Consider the following 24,187-nt stretch of genomic DNA (forward strand, 5'->3'; position numbering starts at 1 on the left):
CTTCATGTAACGCATTATGGGGTAAGGTTAGCGTCTGCCAATCCAGCGCGACCTGCTTGCTAACGTATTGCAGTGGCAAGTCCAGCCCTTGCCAGACAAAACCAGTACGCAACACATCATGGCGATCCATCAATGTCTGCCAGGCTTGTTGCAGGGCTTTTTCATCCAGAGTGCCATGAAAGTCAATCAAGCTCTGGTTCAAATACAGACCTTTTTCTGGCTCGGCCAGTGTGTGGTACAGCATTCCCTGTTGAGTGGGCGTCAGCGGATACAGGTTCACCAGCTCGTCCAGGGAGACTGGCAGCGTGTCGAGCACTCTCTCCAGCGCTTGCTGGCTTACAATACTTTGTGCAATTAAGGGGTAGTCCGCCAAAGAAACTGATTTTTCAGCCTTCTCACAATGATGGATCAGGATGCTTAAGATGTCGATAAACTGGTCTGCCAGTGTCTGTATTGTCCTGGAAGAATGCACCTTGCGATTAAACTGCCAACGCAGCACCAGCTCGCCGTTTTTGATCATCCCGTTGATGTCCAGCCACTGTTTGCGGCGGTTATCGCCGTGGCGTTGGTGAGGGACAGATTCATCTGCCAGAGACAGTCGCGTACCGTTCACGTCTTGTAAGCTTAATCCACGATCCAGTTGTCCCAAGTAGTTAAATACAATAGAAGGGGTCGCCAGAGACGGGAAAGCATCAAACAGGTAACGCATTACACCATAGCCTTGCCCCTGATCCGGCACTCGTCTCAGTTGGGCTTGAGTATCCAGAATCAGGCAGCGCAGGCTATCTTCTGTTTGTGCCAATGAATGGCAATGCAGCAACACGGGGTAACGACTGGTAAACCAGCCCACAGTCTGAGATAAATCCAGTACGTCATGCTGACGGCCATGACCTTCCATCTCCACCAGTATGTCAGAGTGCCCACGCCAGCGAGACAAGGTATGATTTAACGCGGCGAGCAGTAAATCGTCAATCCTCAGGCTATAAGCTGTTAAAGCACGAGTAGTCAGTGTTTGTGTCAGCTCATGGGGCAGGTGCACCTCCAGGGAATCGCTTTCGGCCAGTGTATTGGGCTGGTCAAGATTCGCCGTCTGGTAAAGGTCAGCATTGGAGAGGTCTAGGGGTAGACTCACCCACGCTTGTTGTTCGCTTTTGTCTGTGTCGGCTAGTGCTTGCCAGTAGGTTTTAGCTGCCTGTTTTTTTGCCTCAGACCAGGCACCTAACTCCGCGACCCATTGACCGTAAGACGCCGATGGAGCCAACAGCTCAGTCGATTGTCCGGCTAGCTGGGAAAAATACGCCTGACAAAGCTGACCTATGAGCACGCGCCAGGAAACACCATCGACCACCAGATGGTGGGCACTCAATAAAATGCGCCCGTCGCTTTGGTCAGTAAAGTCGATAAGATCCACACGAATAGGCGCTTTGTCCACTAGGGAAAATAAAGACTGCTGCTGTGCCAGCAAAGCAGGTAAATCGGCGTAGGCAATGGCATGTGTTGCTATCTCCCATTCCCCTGTGGTGAGCGTTTGCACTACCTGATCCGACGTTTTGTGTTGAAAACGGGTATTCAATTGCGGGTGCAAGGCAAAAACCTGTTTTACCGCCTGGGCAAAGTAAATACTGTCCATTTCGCCTTCGTAGCTTAGTAACACCGACTGATTCCAATGGTCTACCTGTGTCAGCTTCTGCTCGAAGAACCAGTGTTGTATTGGCGCAAGAGGCACGGTTTGCCTGTCTGCAACGGCCGCTTGAGTGCTCACAGTAGCGGTGTCTGGCGCTTTCTTGTCAATGATTTCCTGGGCAATGCTCAGGGGTGTTTGTTTCGCAAAGACCAGCTTAGGCGTCAGCTTGATTCCGTCTTTTTTCAGACGGGCAACCAATTGCAAACAAAGGATGGAATCACCCCCTTGCTGGAAAAAGCTGTCTTCCAGGTTTACGTCTTTACGCAATAACTCCCGATAACCTGCGGCAATGTTTTGCGCCAGAGCTATAACCTCGTCACTGTATAAAGCGGTACTTTCCTGTTGAGGATTCTCATCTGAATGGGTTGCCCCCTGGTTCGATTCTTGTTGTTCTTGCTCCCTCAACGGCAATTTTGTCAATTGTCGTTCTGTCAATTGCCACACATGGTCTGGTGCTTCCAGAACCTTAATTAGAAGGTCATGATATTGATTCAGTAGCGTTACAATGGTTTCCCGGCGAAAGAGTTCCGTGCTGTATTCCAGGTCCACCCGTAGACCATCGTCTTGTTCGGTTTCATTCAAACGAACTGTCATATCAAAACGGGCCTGAGTCAGTTCCTTATCCACCACCTCGACGGTTAAGTCGGTCAGTTGCAAGGATTGGCGTGGCACATTGCGATAGACAAACAGCACCTGAAACAATGGGCTCCAGGCCTGCCCACGTTCAATGTTCAGCTCATCCAACAGTAAATCGAAGGGGAAATCCTGATGTTCAAAGGCCGAGCGAGTGGTCGACGACACGTTAGAGAGCAGTTGACGAAACGCCATTTTGTCCGCTAATTGATGGCGTAATACAAGAGTATTTACCAAAAAACCCAGCAGGTTTTCCAGCTCCGGGCGCTGACGATTGGCAACAGAAGTACCAAGGCACAGATCCCGACCGCAGCCTTGTTGATTCAGCAAAAGCACAAACGCAGCCTGCATTACATTGTACAAGGTGGTGCCCTCCCGATTGGCTAAGGCTTTCGCTCGCTGCACCGTATCTTGGCTTAGGCTCAGGCTTTCTTCCGCTCCCTCGTAGGTTCTTGCCGCCATATCCGGGTAGGGAAAATCAAACGGCAAGGCGGTATTTTTCGATGCATCTTGTAGTACCGAGCACCAATAGGCCCGTTGTGAGCTGGCGTGGACACTGCTCAACCATTCCCGTTGCCAAACGGCGTAATCCGCGTATTGCAGTGTTGCTGCTGACAACTGTTTTTCTTGTTTCAGTTTTTCCGTATCAAGAGCAATCTGACCTTTCACGAACTGATCGTACAGCGCTGTTAGTTCCTGAATCAGCAGAGCTTCGGACCAGGCATCAAAGGCAATATGGTGGATCACAAAGAGCAATTGCCAGACCCGGCTGTCTTCTCCACCTTCACTTAACAAGGCAATACGTACCGGTAAATCTTGATCCAGCTTAAAGGGCTGGCGAATCAGCCGGCCACAGGCTTGTTCCATATCCACCACATTCAGCTCAATTTGCATAGGCAGAGTATAATCCCGCTCTTGTCGCTGCCAGGCTTCTCCCTGCTCATCTACCTGATAGGTACTGCGTAAAACAGCATGGCGTTCTAGCAAAGTAGCAAAGGCCTGTTTCATGGCGTCAAGGTGAAAACGCCCCGTCAGTTGCAGACGGCCACTTAGGTTATATAAAGCGCTGTTTTCTTCGTATTGATCAATAAACCAGAGCCGTTGTTGAGCGCTGGAAAGTACCGCTTTTCTGTCGCCCTCTTTTTGTGGCAATGGAACGATGGGTAATTGCCAGCTATCGATATTTTTAGACGCCAATAGCGCGCGAAATTGAGCTTTTTTCTCTGCTGGTAATGCGGCCAGTCGCTCAGCAATACGCTTGGCATCCTGGCTATTTTGTTGTTTCACGTCAGACTTACTCATAGTTCAAACTCATCTAATAATGCTGCCATCGCCGCCAGATCATCCTCTTGGGAAGTGTTCACGTCGAGTTTCTCGGCCAAGGCTTTTATGGTTGGGTTCTGGAAGATGTCTGCCAGCGAAAGGCTGATATGAAACGCCCGCTGGATTCTGGCCTGAAGGCGCGTAGCCGACAGGGAATTGCCTCCCAAATGGAAAAAGTTGTCCCTCACACCGGGATCTTTGACGGACAGAATCTGCTGCCAGATCTCCGCCAAGGTATGTTCCACCTCGGTTTGAGGACACTCATAATGGGTACTTTCCAGAAGTGTCGGGCATGACAATGCACGGCGGTTGATCTTGCCATTGGTATTCAGTGGTAGATTATTGAGTATCTGGATGTGTGCCGGAACCATGTAAGCTGGCAAATGTTCACCCATATAGGCCATAAGATCTGCCTCTGCCTGCCCTTTTTGAGGAAACATGAGTGATACATACGCTGCGATAAAGGCCTTGTCTGGCTGTTCATCCCACATGAGGGTAACGGCTTCCCTAACGCTTGGGTGTTGTTGCAACAGGGCGTCAATTTCCCCCAGTTCAATGCGAAAACCGCGCAGTTTGACTTGAAAATCCATGCGCCCCAGGTAATGGATTACCTTATTCTGATCCATCCGCACACGGTCTCCGGTGCGATAGAGTTTTTCGCCAATTGGGAAATCAGGTGCTATTGATTTAAGACCTGTGGATTCAAGATCTGTGGATTCAAGATCTGTGGATTGAGCAGAAAAAACCTCTTTGGCAAAAGGCACGGGGACAAATTTCTCGGCTGTCAGTTCCGGCTGATTCAGATAGCCCTGCGCCAGCCCATACCCGCCGATATACAGCTCCCCTTCTACACCAGGACGCACCGGATAGCCCAGGTTATCGAGCACAGACAATGCGGTGTTGGCAAACGGATGACCCAATGCAACATGGTTGCCATCCAGATTATCCAGCGAGGCAAGCGTAACCTTTTCACAACTCACCCAGATAGTGGCCTCGGTCGGGCCGTATAGATTAGTGAGGCTGTTGGCTTTGTTAAGTAAGGTTCGTGCCAAAGTGACAGGTAAGGCTTCCCCTCCCACCAGCACATCCAGTGTCTGCCACCAGGGGCCGTCGTATTCCACCAGACCATGCCAGGTTGCCGGTGTAGCTTGCATCACATTGATCTGGTGCTGGTCTATTAACTGCGCCAGAGCTTGTCCATCCTTGCTGTTTTCGTCATTGGCCAGCACCAGTGTTCCACCTTGTAACAGCGGTAATATCAGCTCCAATGCGGCAATATCAAAGCCAACAGTGGTCACAGCCAACAGGCGACTGTTTATAGAAACAGGCACTTCATCCGCAATAACGTGCATAAAGTGTTTCAATGCACCTCTGGATACTTCTACCCCTTTGGGTTTCCCGGTCGAGCCAGAAGTAAAAATACGATAGGCAATGGCCGAATCGGATAGGATTGGCAAGAGGTCGCCAACGTTCTGAATAGCACTGTTTTCCTGTTCCAGTTGAGCAAGAGAGACCTGTTCCACCTCGACATCTAAAGAAAGTGACTCGGTGACCAACATAAAGGCCACCTTCGCTTGCTCCAGAATACTTTCCAACCGTTCTTTGGGATGGCTTGGATCTAACGGGATGTAGGAAATACCAGCCTGGTATAGAGCCAAAAGATTGATCACCAGTTGAGCATCCCGCGCCAGCGCCACAGCAACCACTTTGTCCGCCTCGGGCACATTGCCTAATCTGTCCGTAAAATAGAGCGCACGCTGACTAATAGCCTCACACAATGCTTTGTAAGTGAAGTTTCGATCCTCAACTATCAGCGCTTTTTTATCCGGAGTGGTGCGTCCCCAATATTGGATTTGGGTAAGCAGGTCCTGATATTGCGAACTATCCAGTGACTTACCAGACACCATAGACAAAGCTTTTTCCTGCTCAACCAGTTTGCCAAGCAAAGTGTGAACAGTTTGATCAAGCCCCTGGGTTAAACCCTCCAGCGCCCGCTCAAAGGTGACAAGCAGTGCTGTGACAGTATTGTCCGCAATACGCTGACGGTCGTAACGGCAATGCAGGCATAATGACTCACCCGGTTCCACTTGCAGCATGAGCGGCAGGTTGCTGTGTTCCGCCACATGAAGCAGCTGAATTTTCGGTGTTTCAAGCTGTGTCAGCGCCGAAGAAATGGGGTAATTCTGGTACACCAGTACTGTATCAAACAGGGCTTCGCCCGGTGGTAAAGACAGGGAGGATTGTATTTGCGCCAGAGAAAGATGCTCTGCCTGTCGTGCTTCTGCCGCACTCAGTTGCAAGGCTCTGGCCTGCTCTGCCAAGGTTTGCTCCCCTTTGAATATGACCCGTTGCGGCAGGGTATTCATAAACATACCAGCGGTTTGCTGAATAGCATCCACCAGCTCCGAGCGCCCGGAGCTGGTTGTGCCGAAAACCACATCGGTGCGGCCAGTAAAGCGATTCAAGGTCAAAGCCCACGCCAGTTGCACCAGCGTGTTGACGGTTAAATCATGTTGGCGTGCGCTGTGCTGCACCTGCTCGCTCAACGCCATAGGCAGTTGTGCCTGATGGTAGTTTTGCTGATTTTCACCAGTCGATTTGATCTGGTGGTCACTCAGTATTGTGGCTTCCTCAACACCCATTAGAGCCTCTTGCCAGTAGCGCAGCGCGGTGTCTTCATCCTGTGAGAGTAACCATGTGCTGTAGGCTGCCAGTGTGGGAGCAGGAGCCAACGACTTTTGCTGATACAGCGCAATGGCTTCACCCGCCACCAGTGATGATGTCCAACCATCCACCACCAGGTGATGACGTACCCAGATCAAGCGCCACGCATCATGAGAGAAACGAATCAGAGTAATGCGCATTAAAGGCGCTTGGCTGATTACAAAGCCGTTGCGTTCTTCTTCTGCCAGAAAGTCTGCCAACCTGGCCTCTTGCATCTGCGCTGAGAACGCTTGCCAGTCCTGAAAATCGGTTTGCATGGCAAGGTCACGACACACCACCATGACAGGCTGCTCCAATGATTCCCAAACAAACTGACTACGCAAAATGTCATGACGCAAACCCGCTTGTTTCCAGGCTTGCAAGAAAGCAGATACCTCTAACTCGCCCTCGAGCGACAAGGTGGTCACATTGGTGTAAAGCCTAGGATTGTTATCCAGTTGACAATGGTAAAAAATACCTTGTTGACCGGGAGAGAGAGGCAGAATGTCTTCAATGGTATCTGGGGCAATCAAACGACACACCTGCTCCAGATCCTGCTGGCTTACTGGGGCATGGACCTCACCGCATGTTAGGTTGTCTGGCAAGAACATACTGGCGCGACGCATCGCATTTGGCGTGCTGGCTGGAGCATCTTCCTTAGCACTAACCGTCCCAGAGTGCGCGACTTTTTTAGCAGGAGCTTGCGTCTGTAAAAACGCACCGAGTGCCGCTGGTGTCTGATGTTGAAAGATTAACTGTGGGGTTAACGACAGGCCATCTTTTCTGGCCGCAGCCACCAATTGCAAAGCAAGGATGGAATCGCCGCCAAGGGCAAAGAAGCCCGCTTCCTTATCCACACGACTTTCCTCCAGCTGTAGCACCTTGGCAAAAAGTGCCTGTAGTGCTTGAACCAAAGTATTGTCTTGAGTTTCTGAACCGACGTGGTTTTCTGTTTCTTTTCTCTCTTGCTCAGACAGGTACTGGTTCGCGCGTTCACGCAGCGTTTTACGATCAATTTTGCCATTGCTGTTACGTGGGAGAACGTCCAGATTCTGCCAGAAGTGTGGCATCATGTAGGCAGGTAGCACTTGTGCGAGAGCCTGTTCAATGTCCTTAACTGGCTGTGTTGAAACCACAAAAGCCACGAGGCATTCTCGCTGCTCGATTTTGTCAAAATGCACAGCGCATTCCATCACACCAGACAATTGCGCAAGTTTGTGCTCGATCTCGGCCAGCTCCACACGGTAACCCCGGATTTTCACCTGACCATCACCCCGACCAACAAAGGCCAGATGCTGGTTTGGCAAACGCCTTACCCTATCTCCCGTGCGATAGAGTTTTTCACCTGACGCAAAGGGGTTATCAATGAAGCTATGCGCAGTCTTCTCTTCGTCCTGCCAATACCCTTGAGCCAGTTGACGCCCCGCAACATAAAGCTGCCCGATGCCACCCACTGGTGTTGGCAGCATGTCATTGCTCAAGACATAGAGTCGATTGCCCGCTAACGCTGTCCCCAAAGAAATGGGAGACCCGGCTTCCAGTTTGCCTGCTATTACCCCCACGGTGGTTTCAGTTGGCCCGTAGTGGTTAAAGAGAGCCCGTTCTGGGGCCTGTTGTTGCAGTTGTTTAACCAGCTCAGGAGTTACTCCTTCCCCCCCCAACACCAGAGCTTTTTTGGGAAGTATTTCCAGACGTTCCGAGGCTAGTAACCCCTGTAGATGAGATGGTACAACCTTCAACATATCCACAGAATGAGTCTGTAGGTGATCCGCCAAACCTTCTGCGTCCAGCATCCATTCTTCATCCAGAATGCGTACTGGATACCCACCCAATAATCCACCCCATAATGCCGTGTAACCGAGGTCGGTCGCAATGCTGGCAAGACTTGCATAGACACTGCCTGCGGGTAAATTAAGCCGCTCGTTCACCGCATCCACGTAGGAGGCCAATGCCCCTTGGGAAACGGAAACGGCCTTGGGCGTACCGGTTGAGCCAGAAGTAAAAATCAGATATGCCGTATCATTTTTATCTACAGATTCCTGTTCGCCAGAAACAGAAGGCAAGACGCGGCCTGCAGAAGACATGTCTTGTCCCATATCCAGCCAAAGACTGTTTTCAGGCAAAAAATCCGGGCGTTCACCCAAACCAATACACGCACTAACTTGCACTTCCTGAAGCATAAGCTGTAAACGAGTACTAGGCTGTTTATCATCCAGCGGTACATAGGGTACACCAAGTCTCCAAGCGGCTAGCATGGCAGCCACTTGCCGTTCCCCTCTGGGTAACAAGATGGCAATCGGGCTGCCTATTCGCTCTTTCTGCGATTTAAGGCTCGCTATTAAACACTCTGCCGTCTGATTAACCTCTCCAACAAGAATGCGTTTATCACCATGCAAGAGTGCGATTTCGTCATTTGAGCGTTTTTGCCAGAGGGCAAGTGCTGAGCAAGATGCGTCAGACATCTCACTAGCTTGCGTATCTACTGATGCCCGATCGAGCCAGAGTAACGCGGTTTGGATCGATAACCTCTCATTTGGAGCAGCTAATAAACAATGCAGCAGGGCAAAAAAATCCTGCGCCATCGCCGCTACGGTGTCCGCACGATACAAACTGGTATTAAAGCGCCAGATAAAATCCAGTTTCCCTACTTGGGTTTTAAACACACCAAGATGCAACTCATGAGCTGCTCCCCGCTGTCCCAGCTGCAACATTTCCCCCATAATTGGCGAAGCAAAATGCGTGTCATGCATTTGGGTATAGGTCATCATATGGCTGGTCAGGCCGCTTTTCTCTGCGCTGCGATCTTTGAGCAATGCCTGACTTAGTTTGGCAAAAGGCAACCTTTGATGAGGTCTTGCCTGAGCGAAAAAATTCGCATTTTTTTGGATAAGCTCGGCAAAACTGGTGTCTTCGTTAAAATCCGCTAAAACAGGAATTGGGTTGGCACAATAACCCACCACCTCTCGGTCCCGTCGACCACGTCTACCAGAAGTCGGCGAACCAATCAGAAAGCGTTTTTGATCACTTAGGCGATATAGGAAATATTGAAATGCACTTAATAACAAAACATAAGGAGTTGTTTTTAAGGCTTTCGCAGCATACAACAGAGCATCGGAGAGTTCTGCATCGGCATGGCAAACATACTGATCCCCGTTAAAACCAATGACATTGGGGCGATCAAAGTCCGCAGGAACATGCAGACTCTCTGGCAGAGAGCCAATGGTTTCTTTCCAAAACTGCATGGTATTACTCGCCTGTTCGCTTGACAGCCAGTCCTCCTGACGTCCTAGCCAGTCAGCAAACTGTTCCTTTACCTGTGGAGCTTCCCCTTCTCCCATCAAGTGCTGATAACACTCAGCCCAGGTCTGCATAAATCGCTCCATAGCATAGAAATCACCTGCTATGTGATGTGCGGTCACCACCAAATAGGAAACGTATTGATCAATACATACATTGGCTCTGATGACATAACCCTTTTCCAGACAAAAAGGCTGATCTGCCGACCCGTTCACCCAGCTTTTATGCTCCTGCTCCGTCAGTTTTTTTCGTTCACAGATAAACTCAGCACAACTTGCCTCAAAGAGCTTGGCTTTTACTTCGCTCCCCTCCTGGAAATAACCGGTACGCATCGTATGCTGAAGATGAACCGCTTGATAAAAACTCTCTTCAAGCTGATCAAGCGCTAGCAATTGACCTTTATCCCGCCCCAGCACACAGGCAAAATGCATATTATAAGCACAAGATTCAGGAGACAGTTTATACAAGAACCAAAGAGCAGATTGATTAGATGAAACGAGAATATGTCCCCGATTTGGAGAGGTGATATCCATAAAGAAATTCCTAAGTCACGCAAGGTATTATCAAGACTGATCCCTGCCACACACTTTTTAACAAAGATGAAGAGGTATGCAGCTCTCTTACCTCCTCCACATTTTCATACAAAAGAGGAGATTGAAGATCTAAAATGTATCTATTTATTGGGCTCAGCCATTGCAACGACTACTTTTCTAGGGCCGCTAAATCGAGAACGAGCATGGGCAACCAACATGTTATCAAGCATCAGCACGTCCCCTTTTTGCCATGGGAACTTGACCATACACGAATCCAGCACACCGCGAATTTCATCCAAAACACTGTCTTCAATGGGGGTGCCATCGCCGTAGTAAACATTACGAGGGAGATCTTCTTCTTCTACAATAGACAATAGGGTTTCACGGATATGAGCATCCAGATTGGAAACATGAAATAGGTGTGCTTGGTTAAACCAAACCCACTCTTGGGTGATAGGGTGCTGTGCTACAGATTGACATATCTGGCGGGTTCTTAACTCACCATCGCCTTTCCATTCAAAATCGATCTGATTCTGACGACAAAATGCTTCTACCTGTTTTGGGTCTTCGGTGGAAAAGACTTTCTCCCAAGGCAAGTCCAAACCATTACCGTAATTGCGCACATACATTAGCTTTTTCTCTGCGAAGCGTTCACGTATGCGTACTGGAATCCGCTGGTACACTTTACGGCTATCCGCAATAGGAGTTTCCCCCTCTGTGTGCGCAGGTTCAATGCAGTGAAACCAAATTTTCATTGGCCAGTTGAGAGTGTAGGCTTGTTCATTATGAAGCGGAATCACCTGATGTGCTGGGTATTCCGTTGTTGTGTAGACCCCTTCTCCCAAATCAGTACGCGGAGTAGAACCAAATTCATAATCAAGAAGAGGAAAACCAAAAGTTTTGGCAAATTCCTGGAATTCAGCTTCCCCTAAAAGATCTCCCCCCCTAAACAACAACCCACCAGATTTTAATAAATGATTCTCAACTTCGCGGTGAATAATAGCGATTGAGTCTCGCCAACTCCTCCCTTCACCTAGAGAAATAATGTGCGGCAATACTGCACACGCCCCTTCGCTAGCAGTCAATATTTTGTTTTGAACGATAACTGACATCCCTAATCCTCTTTACCTAATGCGACAAAATTTGTCGAAACATTAAATGAAAACGATTATTGATTGCAACAGCATTTACATAAATATTTCTTTTTGCTATAAATTGTAAATTAATGTCAATGCCTTAATTGCATTCACAAAACATTTAACAAACGCTATCAATAAAAAAATAGGATTAGAGCAACAATATGAACAAGACACTCATAGCCAAATATGTCTCATCTAGGATCAAACCAAGACATTCATTTATTCTGGCTCTCGCTATAATCAGTCCGCTTGCTCTAGCAGCAGATGAACTTACAGATCAAAACACAACTACAGAGGATAATACGCTAGACACACTTGTTATCTCTGGCGTCAAACAATCGCTAACAACAAATGTCTCACAATCCTCCATGCGAACTGAGGCAAACCTAGCTGAAATCCCAAGATCTGTAGTGGTTATAAACGACGAGATTGCAAGTGAGCAAAATGCGAGCTCTTTAAGCGATGTAGTACATAACATCAGCAACGTATCCGAAGACAACAACTATGGCGGAACAAGAGATCAATTTTCTATTCGTGGTTTTAATGCCAACGTCTATGAAGATGGCGCTAGAGTATATGGCGTCGCACAAGATAAAGCGGTTATGGAAGACATTCAGTATGTCGAAGTAGTTAAAGGGCCAGAATCAGTTTTGTATGGCAACATGAATCCTGGTGGACTAATCAACGTCATTAGCAAAAAGCCATCACCTAACCAAGCAACAGATATTGAGTTGAATCTAGATGAACATGGACAACAACGTCTAAGCATCGACAGCACTGGAGCGCTTAATAAAGACAAAACGGTTCTTTATCGTATTGTCGGAGTAACGGATGATTCTGATGGATGGCGAGATGACTCAGACAGCACCCAAACCTTTATTGCTCCGACCATTACGTGGTTTGCTAGTGAGGACACCGAAGTCACTCTATTTTATAAATACAATAAAGAGGAGCTTCCTTTCGATCGTGGCACATTGGCGGTACGTAACACCTCAAACACAGGGTGGGATTTTCTAGATATTGACTCTAGCCGAATAGGCACTAGCTTTTCTAGACAGGAGCGTGAAACTGAAAAATTTGGTTTTGAAGTGGCTCATGACGTCAATGATTACTGGACGACTCGCTTCAAATATCAACATCAAAAGCGTGATACAGACGGTCGCAGAGTGCATTTCTATGCAGCTTCAGACGCTTCAGTATCAACAGTTCTTGGCACAAGTGTCCGAAACCAAGATCAATACAAAGTAGCATTTGACGGTAATATCAACCGCTATGTTAACGATAGCCAAGCAAGCAGCAACACAGACATATTCTCTTGGGAAAACCAACTTAACTTTGACTGGGGAAAAAGCTCTCACACAATTATTACTGGTGCTGACGCAACACGTTACAAAGAGACAATAATTAACAATGCCTCTAAAAGCTGGTCAAATACCACAATGGCAGCACTCTCTGCTCGAATATTTGGTGAAACATCACCAAATTCCGGACTGTATAATTATTACACAGATAGCTCAGCAGCCAACGACCCAAATGATTACTACCACTTAAATACAACAAAAGAAGAAATAAAAGAATACGGCATTTTTATCAATGATTTAATAAAGTATGGAGACTGGAACTTTGCTGTAGGGCTTCGACATGATACTTATTCAAGAGAATTCAAAGACACCTATGACAGCGCCATTTTAGCTGACTCTGCAGGGAGAGCCAACTTTAGCAACTCAGACGCCAAAAGTCCGAATGACTCTAACCTAAGTGGACAAATAGGCGCCCTATATAAGCTATCTGAATCCGTGTCTTTCTTCTCAAATATTGCGACTTCTTATCTACCAAACAACAATTTCGATACAGTGAAGCAAGAATGGGTAGACCCACAGGAAGGTACACAATACGAAGCAGGCATCAGGCTTTCGCTCTTAAATCACAAACTTAATTTGACAACATCCGCGTTCCATATCAACTTAGATAACGTTGCTTATAGAAACGATGGCAATCCAATTAGTTATGATGTCTACAAACAACGCAGCCAAGGTTTTGAAATTGATGGTGATTACGCCATCAACGATCAATTAACCACCTTATTTTCATATGGCTATACAGACGTTGATTTTGTAGATTCTCCGGATAGTGCGAATAAACCAGTCAACGTGCCGATGCACAACGCAAGTGCTTGGTTATTTTATGATGTCACAGAAGAGTGGGGAGTCGGCACAGGTATCCTTTATGTCGGAGAGCGTGCAGGAAATCGCAGGAAAGACTACGACTACAAACTGGATGCTTATACGACAACCGATGTGACCCTTTGGTACCAACCTAGTTTCGCAAACGACCAGCTACGCATGCAGTTAACCGTTGCAAATATATTTGATGAGGATTATTACAGCGCTGGTTCAGATTCCACACAAAATGCAGTTTATTTAGGTGAACCTCGCACTGTCTCTTTAAAAGCAAAATACAGCTTTTAACCTTGCTTTAAAAACCAATAAAGGAAAGGCTCTGTAAAAAAGCCTTTCCTTTATTTCATTGAACCTTCCTTTCAAAAAATCTTTGCTTATGAAAACACTTATTTGCTTTCCTTCTTCAGGTAGTTCCTCCAGCCTTTTCGCGCCATGGAAACTCTTTTTTGAACAAAAAAACATCGCACTTATCTGCCCAGAATACCCTGCCCGAGGGCGACGCTTTAACGACCCGCCAACCAAAAGCATAGATGCACTAGCACAAGATATGATGCACCAGCTGCAAGATGAACTAAAAAACAACGAAGATTACCATCTTTTTGGTCACAGCCTTGGCGGTATTGTTGCCTACGAATTAGCGCTAAAAATTCAACAAAGTCCCTATAAGGCTCCTAAAAGTGTTTTTATCTCGTCAAGCCATGCGCCACATAAACGGGAAAAAACCTCATTGAAAAGTCATTTAAGCGATTCAGAATTGATTGCCGCACTCAAGCAAATAGGCGGACTAAAACAGGAAGTGCTGAATCATCCAGAATTAATGGAACTGGTTCTTCCCATTATTCGCGCAGATCTTGCCTTAAATGAGCATTATCAGATCTCAAAAAAAGTGCCGTTATCCTGCCCTATTACCACGATTCATGGCACGGATGATCCTGTAGTCAAACTTGAGTATATAAAGGAATGGAAACACTATAGTGAGGATTATCAACATATAAACTGGCCCGGCGATCATTTCTATTTTCAGCCAGACCTAGAAAGATTTCTCACGGCGTTAGCCACATCGCTTGAAGCTGTCTATAAACGGGATTAGTCTGATTTTTTATCGGAGAAAAGAGACGTGGCAACTTCTCCCAAACCTTGCCATTCAAAACAATAATCATCAGGAGCCTTACGTTTCAGCGGACGTTTAAAACGTTCTATTGGCGTCCCCACCGCAATTGCCCCTAAAACCTGATCTTCTGGCTTCATGCCAAGAATAGGCTTTAGCGCATTGCCCGCAAGAAAGGTATACCAGAAAGCGCCATACCCCATCAGGTGTAGACCATTCATGATATTCTGCACCGCCGCACCACCACATAGCTGCTGATCCCAGAGTGAGACATGATGCTCTGGTTTCACATTGCTGATTGCTATGATCATCATGGGAGACTCGGCAATCTCTTTTGCTGAACGACGTGCCTTCTCCGTCACCTTTCCATCTGGGGATTGTTGTCGATACATTTCCAGCGTGGCCTCGGCCAACTTGGGCATGTTCTCTTCTTTTACCACCAGAAAACGCCAGGGTTTTAAGTTGCCATGATCAGGGGTGGTCATCACCAGATTAAAAAGCGACCTCATTTCTTGATCGTTTGGGGCAGGGGAAGTGAGTTTTTTCCGACAATATGAACGTCGGTTTAATAGTGGCTCCAAGGGGTTCATAATGACTCAACCTGTAATGATGTGATGTTTTGGACTTGATGCATGCCCCTATCTTCCCATTCGCCAAATGCCAGCTGTCTACCGTGAGACAACACCAGATACCTATGACACAGGCACTCTAAAAGACCTTGATCGTGGCTAATAACAATCAAACTGAAATGGCGCTGTGCTTGTAATCTCTGGATCAAATCCATAATGCTTTGGCGACTTAGCTTATCCAGCGCCGTTGTTGGCTCGTCCAGAATCAGCAATCTGGGCGAGAGAAGCAGTGCACGGGCAATCATGATTCTCTGTCGTTGTCCTCCGGATAATTCATGAGGGTAGCGATCCAGTAAAGCAGAGTCTAACCCCACCTCTTCCATGGCACTGGCTAATTTTACCGCAAGCGATGGCACGCTTTCTGTCGCACAGCTGACTCGGTAAACCTCCTTTAAGGAGCGACGAATAGTAAGGCGAGGGTTAAAACTGGCTGCCGTATCCTGAAACACAAACTGCATACTGGCACGCTGCTGCCGTAGAACATTGGGAGTTAAAGACAACCAGTCCTGTCGATTAAACCAAATATGACCTGATGCGGGTATCAGCCTGAGCAAGGCTTTTGCCAAGGTGGATTTTCCTGCCCCGCTCTCTCCGATAACACCCAGATTCTCGCCAAGAGATAGGTCAAAACTCACGCCATGAAGAATGCCCTTCACCGTAAGATCCATCACGCTTAACAATGGAGATATTGGGTTAGCCGTCACACCCTGTATGATTTCCGGCGCCAGCAGCCTTTTAGTATATTCGTGTTCAGGCGCAGAAAAAACGCTTTCAACACTTCCTTGCTCAACGATCTTACCTCGTTTTAGCACCATGACCTGATCTGCTATTTCCCGCACCATTGACAAGTCGTGAGAAATAAAGACCATGGTCATATTCCAGCTGGTTTGAAGTTGCTTCAGCAACGCCATAATTTGCTGTTGAGTTCGGCTATCCAATGCTGTTGAAGGCTCATCTGCAATAATCAGTTTTGGTTGATTGGCAATCGCCAAGGCGATCAATACTCGTTGCCGTTGTCCTCCAGAAAGCTGATGGGGAAAACGTCTTTTATGATTTTCTTCCAATCCTACCTGCTCTAAAAGCGCATGTATTTTTTCTGTACATTCGTCTTGCGACAGTTTACTTCCAGCATGCAAGCGAAGTACTCTGGTCAATATCCACTCTATTCGCTTCACCGGATTTAATGCGGATAAAGGCTCTTGTGCCACTCGCCCAATTAACCGCCCCCGTATTGCTTGCCAATCCTTGTCATTGCACTGAGCAAGAGATTGACCCGCAAGTAACATGCTTCCTTGTAAGCGACCATTTTCCGGTTGCAATCCCAGTATTAACCTGGAAAGCAAGGTCTTTCCAGCACCGCTCTCTCCCACAATCGCCAAGGTTTTTCCTTCTGGCAAGTGGAAGTGAATATTTTCCAGTAACGTCTGATTAGCAATGGAAAAAGAAATACCTTCACAACTAAGCATATTGCCCCTCCCCTCTTTGCTCTATATTGGAAGAACGTTTTGCGGATCGCTCTTGAGCCATTTCGCCCATTAAGACAACAGAAGTCACTAACATCAGAATATACACACAACCAGTCACGCCAAGCCATGGAGCTTGTAAATTGTTTTTCCCCTGTGCCAACAACTCGCCTAAAGAAGGATAACCAGAAGGCAAGCCAAACCCGAGAAAATCTAACGTAATTAGTGCTCCCAAGGCTCCGGCGAAAATAAAGGGTAAGTTACTCAACAATGACACCAGAGCATTAGGCAGTACGTGAGTAAAAATAATACGTTGATCAGATATACCCGCAATAATCGCGGCCTGTACATAATCCAACTGACGAATACGTAACACCTCAGCTCGAACCTGCTGTGCCAGATGATGCCACCCAAGAAGGGAGAGAATCATCAACAACATCCAAGGACCTGGGCGAACCAGACTGGAGAGAATCATGACAATAAAAATGGCCGGAATGGCTCCCCATATTTCCGTTATGCGTTGCCCGATCAAATCGACTTTGCCACCATAATATCCCTGCCAGGAGCCAAAACACAGCGCAAGAAAAGCAACACTGACACTCAAGCCTAAAGCAAAGAGCAGACTGATCTGCGTACCATACAGAATACGGGCCAGCACATCGCGCCCCTGATCATCCACACCAAGCCAATTCACACCAGAAGGTGGCGAAGGGAAGCTCACATTGTAATTAACGGTGTCATAAGAAAAGCGGACAGGAGGCCACAACCACCACCCCTGTTGGGTGATTTCCTGAGCGATAAAGTCGTCTTTATAATCGGCCTCGGTGTCAAAAAAACCGCCAAATGCTGTTTCAGGATACGCCTTCACGATAGGAAAAAACCAGTGCTGTTTGTAGTGGACCATCAACGGCTTATCGTTGGCGATAATCGGGGAGATACAGCTTAATAAAAAGACAAGCGCCAAGAAAAAAGCCGCCATTTTCCCACGGCGCATAATAGCGGCATACTTTCCCTGAAACTTCATATTCTCACCGCCTCAAAGCTTAGTCTTGGGTCCACCAGCCGATAAAGCATGTCCCCCAAAAGTGTCATACACAGCCCTAACAGGGAGTAAATATAGATAACACCCAACACCACAGGATAATCCCGTTGCAGTACAGACTCAAAAGCCAGCAAGGCAATACCATCAAGTGAGAAGATAATTTCCACAAGCAAAGCACCACCAATGAACAAGGCTAGAAGATCATTGGGAATACGCGCAACCAGTACCAACAAACTATTTGGCAGCACATGGCGAAAAATAACACTTTGACGACTCTCCCCCATACTGAGCGCCGTATCCACGTAATTTTGATGAAGTTGGTCTATCACGGCGTTTTTAACCAACAGTGTAATAGGGGCCAAGCCACCTGCCACACAAGTCATCACCGGCAACACCAGATGCCATAGGTAATCTTTCACCTGTGCCCCAAAAGAAAGCTGCGCAAAATCCGCCGATACAAGCCCTCTTAGGGGAAACCAGCTAAACACTCCGCCACCGGCGAATATAATCATAAAAAGAATAGCAACAATAAAAGTAGGAAGTGCGAAGGAGGTAAACAGGGCAAGGCTACTTAGAGCATCTAGCCAACCACCTCGACTCAAAGCCTTCCAGACCCCTAATGGCACAGCAATAAGATAGATAATCAGCAAACTCCAAAATCCGATGGAAAATGAAGCTGGCAGTTTACTCAAAATTAGGGAAGAGACAGACTGCCCGCTAAAGTAACTCTGCCCTAGATCCAAACTCAGATAATGCCAAAGAGTATCAAAATAGCGCTGCCAGAGCGGTTGGTCAAAACCATATTGATGGGCAATCTTTTGACGTAGTTGCTCATCAATATGGTTTGTATCAAGGTTTGTACTGTCGCTCTCGAAAAGTGCGGTCGTACCTGTTTCAACGCCACTCATTTTTGCTAAAACAGCATCAACAGGCCCCCCAGGTAACCACTGCAACAGAAAAAAATTCAGTGTCACAATCGCCACCAAAGTAGGTATGATCAGCAGCAACCGTTTTATCAAGTAATGTCGCATCATCCCACTTAATGACTCGCGTTCTCGTCCCACCAGAACTCCACTTCATAACCATAAGCCGGATTCACTTTGGGACGCTTGATATTATCCGCATGGGCGACCAATTGGAAATTACGCGCCCAAAGAGGTAAGAAGTAATACTTCCACTTTAATACCCGATCTAATGCTCTGCCGTAGTTTTCTGCCTGCTGATAGTCCTTCGCATGAACCAACTCCTCTACCAGTGCATCAATCACAGGGTCATTAAAACCTGCGATATTGCTACTGGTGGCCACATTGGCAAACGAAGACAGTAAGGCGGATTGCACCTCAGTATTGGGTGGAATACGCACCTTATACTGAATAGGCGTCATATCAAATTGACGCTGCATTAGCTGTTTATAAAATTCGGTTCCGGTTCTAACGGATATCTGCCCGTCAATACCAAGACGCTTCAAATTCTGTAAATAGGCCCCCAAAGCCGGTTTCATATCAGGGGAAGGCACTAGAAAATGAATGACAAACGGCTTACGCTGAGCATCCACCAGTTTCCCCCCTTCCAATTTCCAACCCGCCTCGTCAAGTAATGCCTTGGCTTTTATCAGATTTTGTCGGTTGTCACCCGATCCGTCTGTGGTTGGCCAGGAAAAGGTCTCATTAAACAACTCATCCGGTAAGTTCTGACGAAAAGGCGTTAAGATCGCTTTTTCTTGTGGGGAGACGCCACCACTAGAGGCCAGAAAGCTGTTATTAAAAAGACTCTCGGCTCTCTTGTATTGTCCACCAAACGCACGCTTATTCAGCCATGTAAAGTCGAAGGCATGCACCAGCGCTTCGCGGGTTTTAGGGTTGGCAAACTTCGCTTCTCTTAAGTTAAACAAGAACGCAGTCACAAAAGAAGGAGCATCGTAATCAATTTTCTCTTTAACAACTTCCCCGTCGGTAAAGGCCTTCCCTTGATACAACTTTTGCCAACGCGCCAGATTGGATTCAGCAATGTAATTCACTTCTCCAGCTTCTAACGCCTGTACAGCGGCATTTCGGTCTCTAAAATACTCAACACGAATGGTTTTAAAGTTGTACTTGCCTCGGTTGGCTGGCAAATCTTTTGCCCAGTAATCATCACGCAAGGTGTAAGTGATACTGCGCCCAGGCACAACAGAGGTAATCTTATAAGGGCCACTACCCAACGGCACCTCCAAAGAAGACTTGGTAAAGTCTTTACCTTGCCAGAAGTGTTTTGATAATACCGGCAGATTGCCTGAATTTAATACCTGTAAGCGGCTGCCCTCATTGCCAAAGTTAAACCGCACTTCTTTTGGACTTAGTACATCCACGCTTTTCACTCCCTGAAAGCGAGATTTAATATTGCTAAGCCCCTGTGTCTGATAGGTCTTGACGGAGAATGCCACATCCTCTGCCGTGACTGGTGTGCCATTGCTGAATCGAGCGTCTTTTCTAATTTTGTATTTGACCCAAGAGTTATCGTCGGCAATGACAATGGTTTCGGCCAGTACACCGTAACGGGTTTTAATTTCATCTTTATCATGGCCACGATCTGTCAGGCTATCATAGAGCCAAAACAAACCTCTTGGTTTGGACCCCAGGTTAATAAACTGATGAAGTGAGTCAAAGCTACCAATTTCCGCCATCACAAGCTCTCCTTGCTTAGGAGCATTGGGGTTGGCGTATTCAAAGTGATCAAAATTCGCTGGGTATTTCGGGTCGCCATAAAGTGCAACCGCATGGGTAACTTCGTCTGCCAGAACAGAATGCACACAGCAGGAAAGAATCAGAACCAATATACCTCCGGTCTTTCTTAACATTTCATATCTTCCTTATCATTATACGGGAACACTACCGTGGTAACCTGATCATCATAACTTTCTTCTTCGTGTAAGCTCATGACACCTTGATGGATGCGGTAAATTTTGTCAGCCAGATAAAAGTAATGGTCATCATGGGTAATGGCGATCACCGTTTTCCCTCTGGCTTTTAGTTCAGGTAAGAGTTCGGTATAAAACACTTTTCGAAACGAAGGGTCCTGATCCGCTGCCCACTCATCCAATAAGATAATGCTGCGGTTTTCCAAATAGGCCAGCAACAAAGCAAGGCGTTTACGTTGCCCTTGAGACAATTTGGTCGAGCTTAACTTCCCCTCAGATACGGTGACTTTTTGTTCCAGAGCCAGGGCATTCAGGTAATGTTCCACCAAGACTTCATCAGGCCTGTGACCGGTTTCATTAATCAGTTGTTTAAACAAGTAAAAGTCGGCGAACACCACAGAGAAGTGACTCAAAAACCAGTCTCGATTCGTCTCATCGATTTTTTCTCCAGCAAAGAGAACCTCACCACCGTGAGGGTGATAAAGCCCCGTTACAAGGCGTGCGCAGGAGGACTTTCCGCTGCCATTGCCACCCACCCAAAACACCAACTCACCCTGTTTTAATTCAAAATTGATAGGCCCCACAGAAAAACCCGACTCATCTGACTCTGAAGGGTATTGGTAAGTAACTTCACGAAGCTGTAACGACTGCCAATTCTGCGTTAACGCTCTCTCCTGCTCAGGTTTGTCTTCGGCTTCATTTAGTTCCAACTGCTGGACCTTGTTATAGGCAACAGAGCCTTGTATCAAAGCTGGCAAAGACCCAATCATTCCCGCCAGTGGAGAACGCAGGTACAGAATAGTCAAAGCAAAGCCCATCAGTTGTTCTTTCGAACCAATACCAAACAAGGTATGAATCAAAATGATGGCAGCAATTAATAAGAGAATCGAAGTATTTACCCAACTACCATTGAGCACTGTGTAGCGATCTGCCCGAACTTCAAGGCCCAATGCCTTACCCACTATGGGTTTTAAGCTGTCTTCAAAAAAACGATTGCGCCGTGCGCGACTCAGCTTGAGTTCATTTCGTCCCAGCAATAATCCTGCGTAACGATCATAAAGGGCGTCATCATTTTCCCTGACTTCCCGTTTTAGCCTTCTTGAAGCAGACATGAGCTGCTTGGCGATAACAACCGATAATATTGTCATGACAAGCGTACTGAGGAAAAAAGGCACGGATAGTTGTATTAAATATCCGTAACAGCAGAGTAAAACAGCCACCCCATAAACAACAAAAGGCAAACTGTTAAACGCCTGACTAATAGCTGTCACATCCTTCGTGAGACTCGCCAAGATCGCAGGTTGACCCAGTTGATCAATACGCTCGACAGAGGTTTTCAGAATACGACGACATAAATGGAGACGTAACCGATACACCACATGGTGACCAAGCGAAGTTAGCATCGCCTGAGAAAAGAAACTTAACCCAAACAGCATAAAAATGAAGGCAAACAACAGAACCACATCCTGTCCGGTAATCGCATCAGCTGAGGTAACTCGACCAATCATAGAGATCACGGCAACGCCACAACCTCCGCTCAAGGCACTTAAAATAACGGCAACAAAGAACTTGAAGGAACTACCACGCAACAGTGTCCATACTAGCAACATGAGATACACCAATACTAGAAACGAAAGAGATAATGATTATCATATATACAATAGATAAATGAATCAATTCTTGCTTCACTAAAAAGTGATTTACAGAGCCATCAACCTGCTTGTCGGCTTCTTCTTTGCTGTCGAATTATTCCAGTCAATTCAATTCTTTCGCATGAAGAAATAGTTTCTGAGCTCCTCAAAGGAGGAACAGGCAGCAATTCAGGCTACTCTGCTTGTATGTTGCTCAATAGCACACGCTTAAGTTGAGCTTCAAACAGCTTCTGTGTCCCCCCCCTATAAGACGCCGGCACACTGGCTGTAATTATTAAGTTCAGCGTGGCTGCTAGCTGGCCAATGGAAAGGCTTTTTTCCTTATTTGACGAGCCCTACCGCTTTCTTATGTAGATCTGACAAAGTGGTATTCGAGGAATGATGAAATGTTTTTAGGTTAGATAGAATGCGCTGATTAAGAATTTGCTTTTCAGAGGCCAAGATAAGCTTGCAAACAAGTTGAGAAACATGCGATTAAGTCGGCAACATGAGATAATCATGCCGACTTAATCAACCAATCCTCCTCAGCATGAAGCAACTCCCTTTTGCCGATACCGAATTTACCAGCAAACGCCATAAGACCCACAAAGAACTCTTCCTTTGCTAAATGGATGAGCTGATTCCTTGGCAACAAACTTGAAGCTCAAATAGAGCCATTTTATCCAAAAGCCAGCAACGGTCGTCACCCAGACCCTCTTTCCATTATGCTGCGTATTCACTTTATGCAGAACTTATACAGCATGAGTGATACTGCTATGGAATATGTACTTTACGAGATCCCCCCAATTTGACTGTTTGCAGTATTATCATTAGAAGATGCAATACCTAATCACACAACCATAATGAACTTCAGACATTTGCCGAAAAGACACAAGCTTGGGTATAAGCTTTTTAAAGAAGTACACAAATGACTACCTGATGCTGGCGTATGTTTCAAAGAAGGTACGATCGTTGATGCAACTATCATTGAGGCGGCAAGCTCTACTAAAAATAAGTGAGCTCACGCGATCTAGAAATGCATCAAACACAGAAAGGGAAGCAATGGTATTTTGGCCTGAAAGCCCATATTGATGTCGATAGAAAACGTGGCCTAGTACACAGCCTTACGACAACCTCTGCGAATGTACACGACCTTCACCAACTGCTAAATCTGATGCATGGAGAGAAATCTTTTATCTCGGCAAATTCCAGCTATCGAGGCGTGGAAAATCGCAAAGAAACGAAGAATAGAAAGTTAAGTTGGTTAGTTACAGAAATACCGAGCAAGATACGAGTTTGGAAAAAGCACCCTCGAATTAACAAAGAACCTATTCGAACGGAGTACTTGAAAACTAGTATCATGGCAACAGGCGAGCACCAATTTAGAATATTTAAATATCAATTTGGGTTCCGAAAGGCCTGATATGGACCCAATAAAGTAAAACAAGATGTTCTAAAAGAGAAACTAGGGGGTCTGTGACTTGTTAGTATGAGCTACAAAATCACACGAGAAATGCTTTTGAAAAAAGGTTACGAGAAATGGAATTCGCAAAATATGACACAAATCGGTCATAGCCAGGTCACATGGATAATTTCAAAAGACCATCGTCACAGCGCGGTCACAAATTCAATGCGATAAAAAGAATGATTACACCATTAAAATTCAGAGACTTGTAAAAGAATTCCTAAACAAGAATAGATGGTGGGTGTGGAGAGGTTCGAACTCCCGACATTCGCCTTGTAAGGGCGACGCTCTCCCAACTGAGCTACACACCCAATCATAATTTTTATATAAATAAGATATGAAGTAGAGAAACTCTAAGAACATGAGATTTTTTAAGCCAAAAATCTTAACTACACTCCCACTATGTGGGATTGCCTTTTCCTGAGTTAATAGATTTATATATTAGAACTAAGGAAAATGGC

At 46.4% G+C, this 24,187-nt stretch carries 13 protein-coding genes and 1 tRNA gene (1 of these 14 running past the window's edge); 4 read left to right on the forward strand and 10 right to left on the reverse strand.

Annotated features, from left to right (window positions below):
- The 3 genes from CYL31_RS12345 to CYL31_RS12355 form a co-directional block, all read right to left on the reverse strand.
- On the reverse strand, positions 1–3,619 hold the 5' portion of the coding sequence (locus tag CYL31_RS12345; protein ID WP_212915540.1) for a non-ribosomal peptide synthetase. It extends 3,056 nt beyond the left edge of the window; only the first 3,619 of its 6,675 coding nucleotides appear in the window; its start codon is at positions 3,617–3,619; its stop codon lies beyond the left edge, outside the window.
- Positions 3,616–10,173 (reverse strand): non-ribosomal peptide synthetase, encoded by a 6,558-nt coding sequence (locus CYL31_RS12350; protein ID WP_212915541.1) that lies wholly within the window; start codon positions 10,171–10,173, stop codon positions 3,616–3,618. Before CYL31_RS12350 ends, CYL31_RS12345 begins: the two co-directional genes overlap by 4 nt.
- Positions 10,174–10,313: 140 nt before the next feature.
- A complete protein-coding gene (locus tag CYL31_RS12355; RefSeq protein ID WP_212915542.1) occupies positions 10,314–11,285 on the reverse strand; it encodes a TauD/TfdA family dioxygenase in 972 nt (323 codons plus the stop codon).
- A gap of 188 nt (positions 11,286–11,473) precedes the next feature.
- On the opposite strand from CYL31_RS12355, the gene CYL31_RS12360 reads away from it, so the two are divergent.
- Entirely contained in the window at positions 11,474–13,780 is a 2,307-nt protein-coding gene (locus CYL31_RS12360) for a TonB-dependent siderophore receptor (RefSeq protein WP_212915543.1), read from the forward strand.
- An 88-nt stretch (positions 13,781–13,868) separates the two neighbouring features.
- Positions 13,869–14,582: a thioesterase II family protein gene (locus CYL31_RS12365; RefSeq protein WP_212915544.1), complete on the forward strand. Its 714-nt coding sequence runs from the start codon at positions 13,869–13,871 to the stop codon at positions 14,580–14,582.
- Here the strand turns inward: CYL31_RS12365 and CYL31_RS12370 are convergent.
- From CYL31_RS12370 to CYL31_RS12395, 6 genes are read right to left on the reverse strand one after another with little or no spacing between them, the layout of a single operon-like run.
- A complete protein-coding gene (locus CYL31_RS12370) occupies positions 14,579–15,190 on the reverse strand; it encodes a nitroreductase family protein (protein ID WP_212915545.1) in 612 nt (203 codons plus the stop codon). The genes CYL31_RS12365 and CYL31_RS12370 overlap by 4 nt on opposite strands.
- Positions 15,187–16,695 carry an ATP-binding cassette domain-containing protein gene (locus CYL31_RS12375; RefSeq protein ID WP_212915546.1) on the reverse strand — a complete coding sequence of 503 codons (1,509 nt, stop codon included), beginning with the start codon at positions 16,693–16,695 and terminating at the stop codon, positions 15,187–15,189. Before CYL31_RS12375 ends, CYL31_RS12370 begins: the two co-directional genes overlap by 4 nt.
- Positions 16,688–17,716 (reverse strand): ABC transporter permease subunit, encoded by a 1,029-nt coding sequence (locus CYL31_RS12380; protein ID WP_212915547.1) that lies wholly within the window; start codon positions 17,714–17,716, stop codon positions 16,688–16,690. Before CYL31_RS12380 ends, CYL31_RS12375 begins: the two co-directional genes overlap by 8 nt.
- Entirely contained in the window at positions 17,713–18,798 is a 1,086-nt protein-coding gene (locus tag CYL31_RS12385) for an ABC transporter permease subunit (protein WP_212915548.1), read from the reverse strand. The genes CYL31_RS12380 and CYL31_RS12385 overlap by 4 nt, the downstream gene beginning before the upstream one ends.
- A complete protein-coding gene (locus CYL31_RS12390) occupies positions 18,774–20,570 on the reverse strand; it encodes an extracellular solute-binding protein (protein ID WP_212915549.1) in 1,797 nt (598 codons plus the stop codon). The genes CYL31_RS12385 and CYL31_RS12390 overlap by 25 nt, the downstream gene beginning before the upstream one ends.
- Entirely contained in the window at positions 20,564–22,240 is a 1,677-nt protein-coding gene (locus CYL31_RS12395) for a cyclic peptide export ABC transporter (RefSeq protein WP_212915550.1), read from the reverse strand. Before CYL31_RS12395 ends, CYL31_RS12390 begins: the two co-directional genes overlap by 7 nt.
- Positions 22,241–22,929: 689 nt before the next feature.
- Here CYL31_RS12395 and CYL31_RS20915 point away from each other — a divergent pair.
- Both CYL31_RS20915 and CYL31_RS20725 read left to right on the forward strand, forming a co-directional pair.
- Positions 22,930–23,073 carry a transposase gene (locus CYL31_RS20915; protein WP_502845438.1) on the forward strand — a complete coding sequence of 48 codons (144 nt, stop codon included), beginning with the start codon at positions 22,930–22,932 and terminating at the stop codon, positions 23,071–23,073.
- Positions 23,074–23,297: 224 nt separating this feature from the next.
- Positions 23,298–23,684, forward strand: a complete 387-nt coding sequence (locus CYL31_RS20725) for a transposase (protein ID WP_249411572.1) — start codon at positions 23,298–23,300, stop codon at positions 23,682–23,684.
- Positions 23,685–23,961: 277 nt separating this feature from the next.
- Here the strand turns inward: CYL31_RS20725 and CYL31_RS12405 are convergent.
- Positions 23,962–24,037, reverse strand: a tRNA-Val gene (locus CYL31_RS12405).
- Positions 24,038–24,187 lie beyond the last annotated feature (150 nt).

This window comes from Marinomonas sp. A3A (genome assembly GCF_018336955.1).
Classification (GTDB): domain Bacteria; phylum Pseudomonadota; class Gammaproteobacteria; order Pseudomonadales; family Marinomonadaceae; genus Marinomonas; species Marinomonas lutimaris.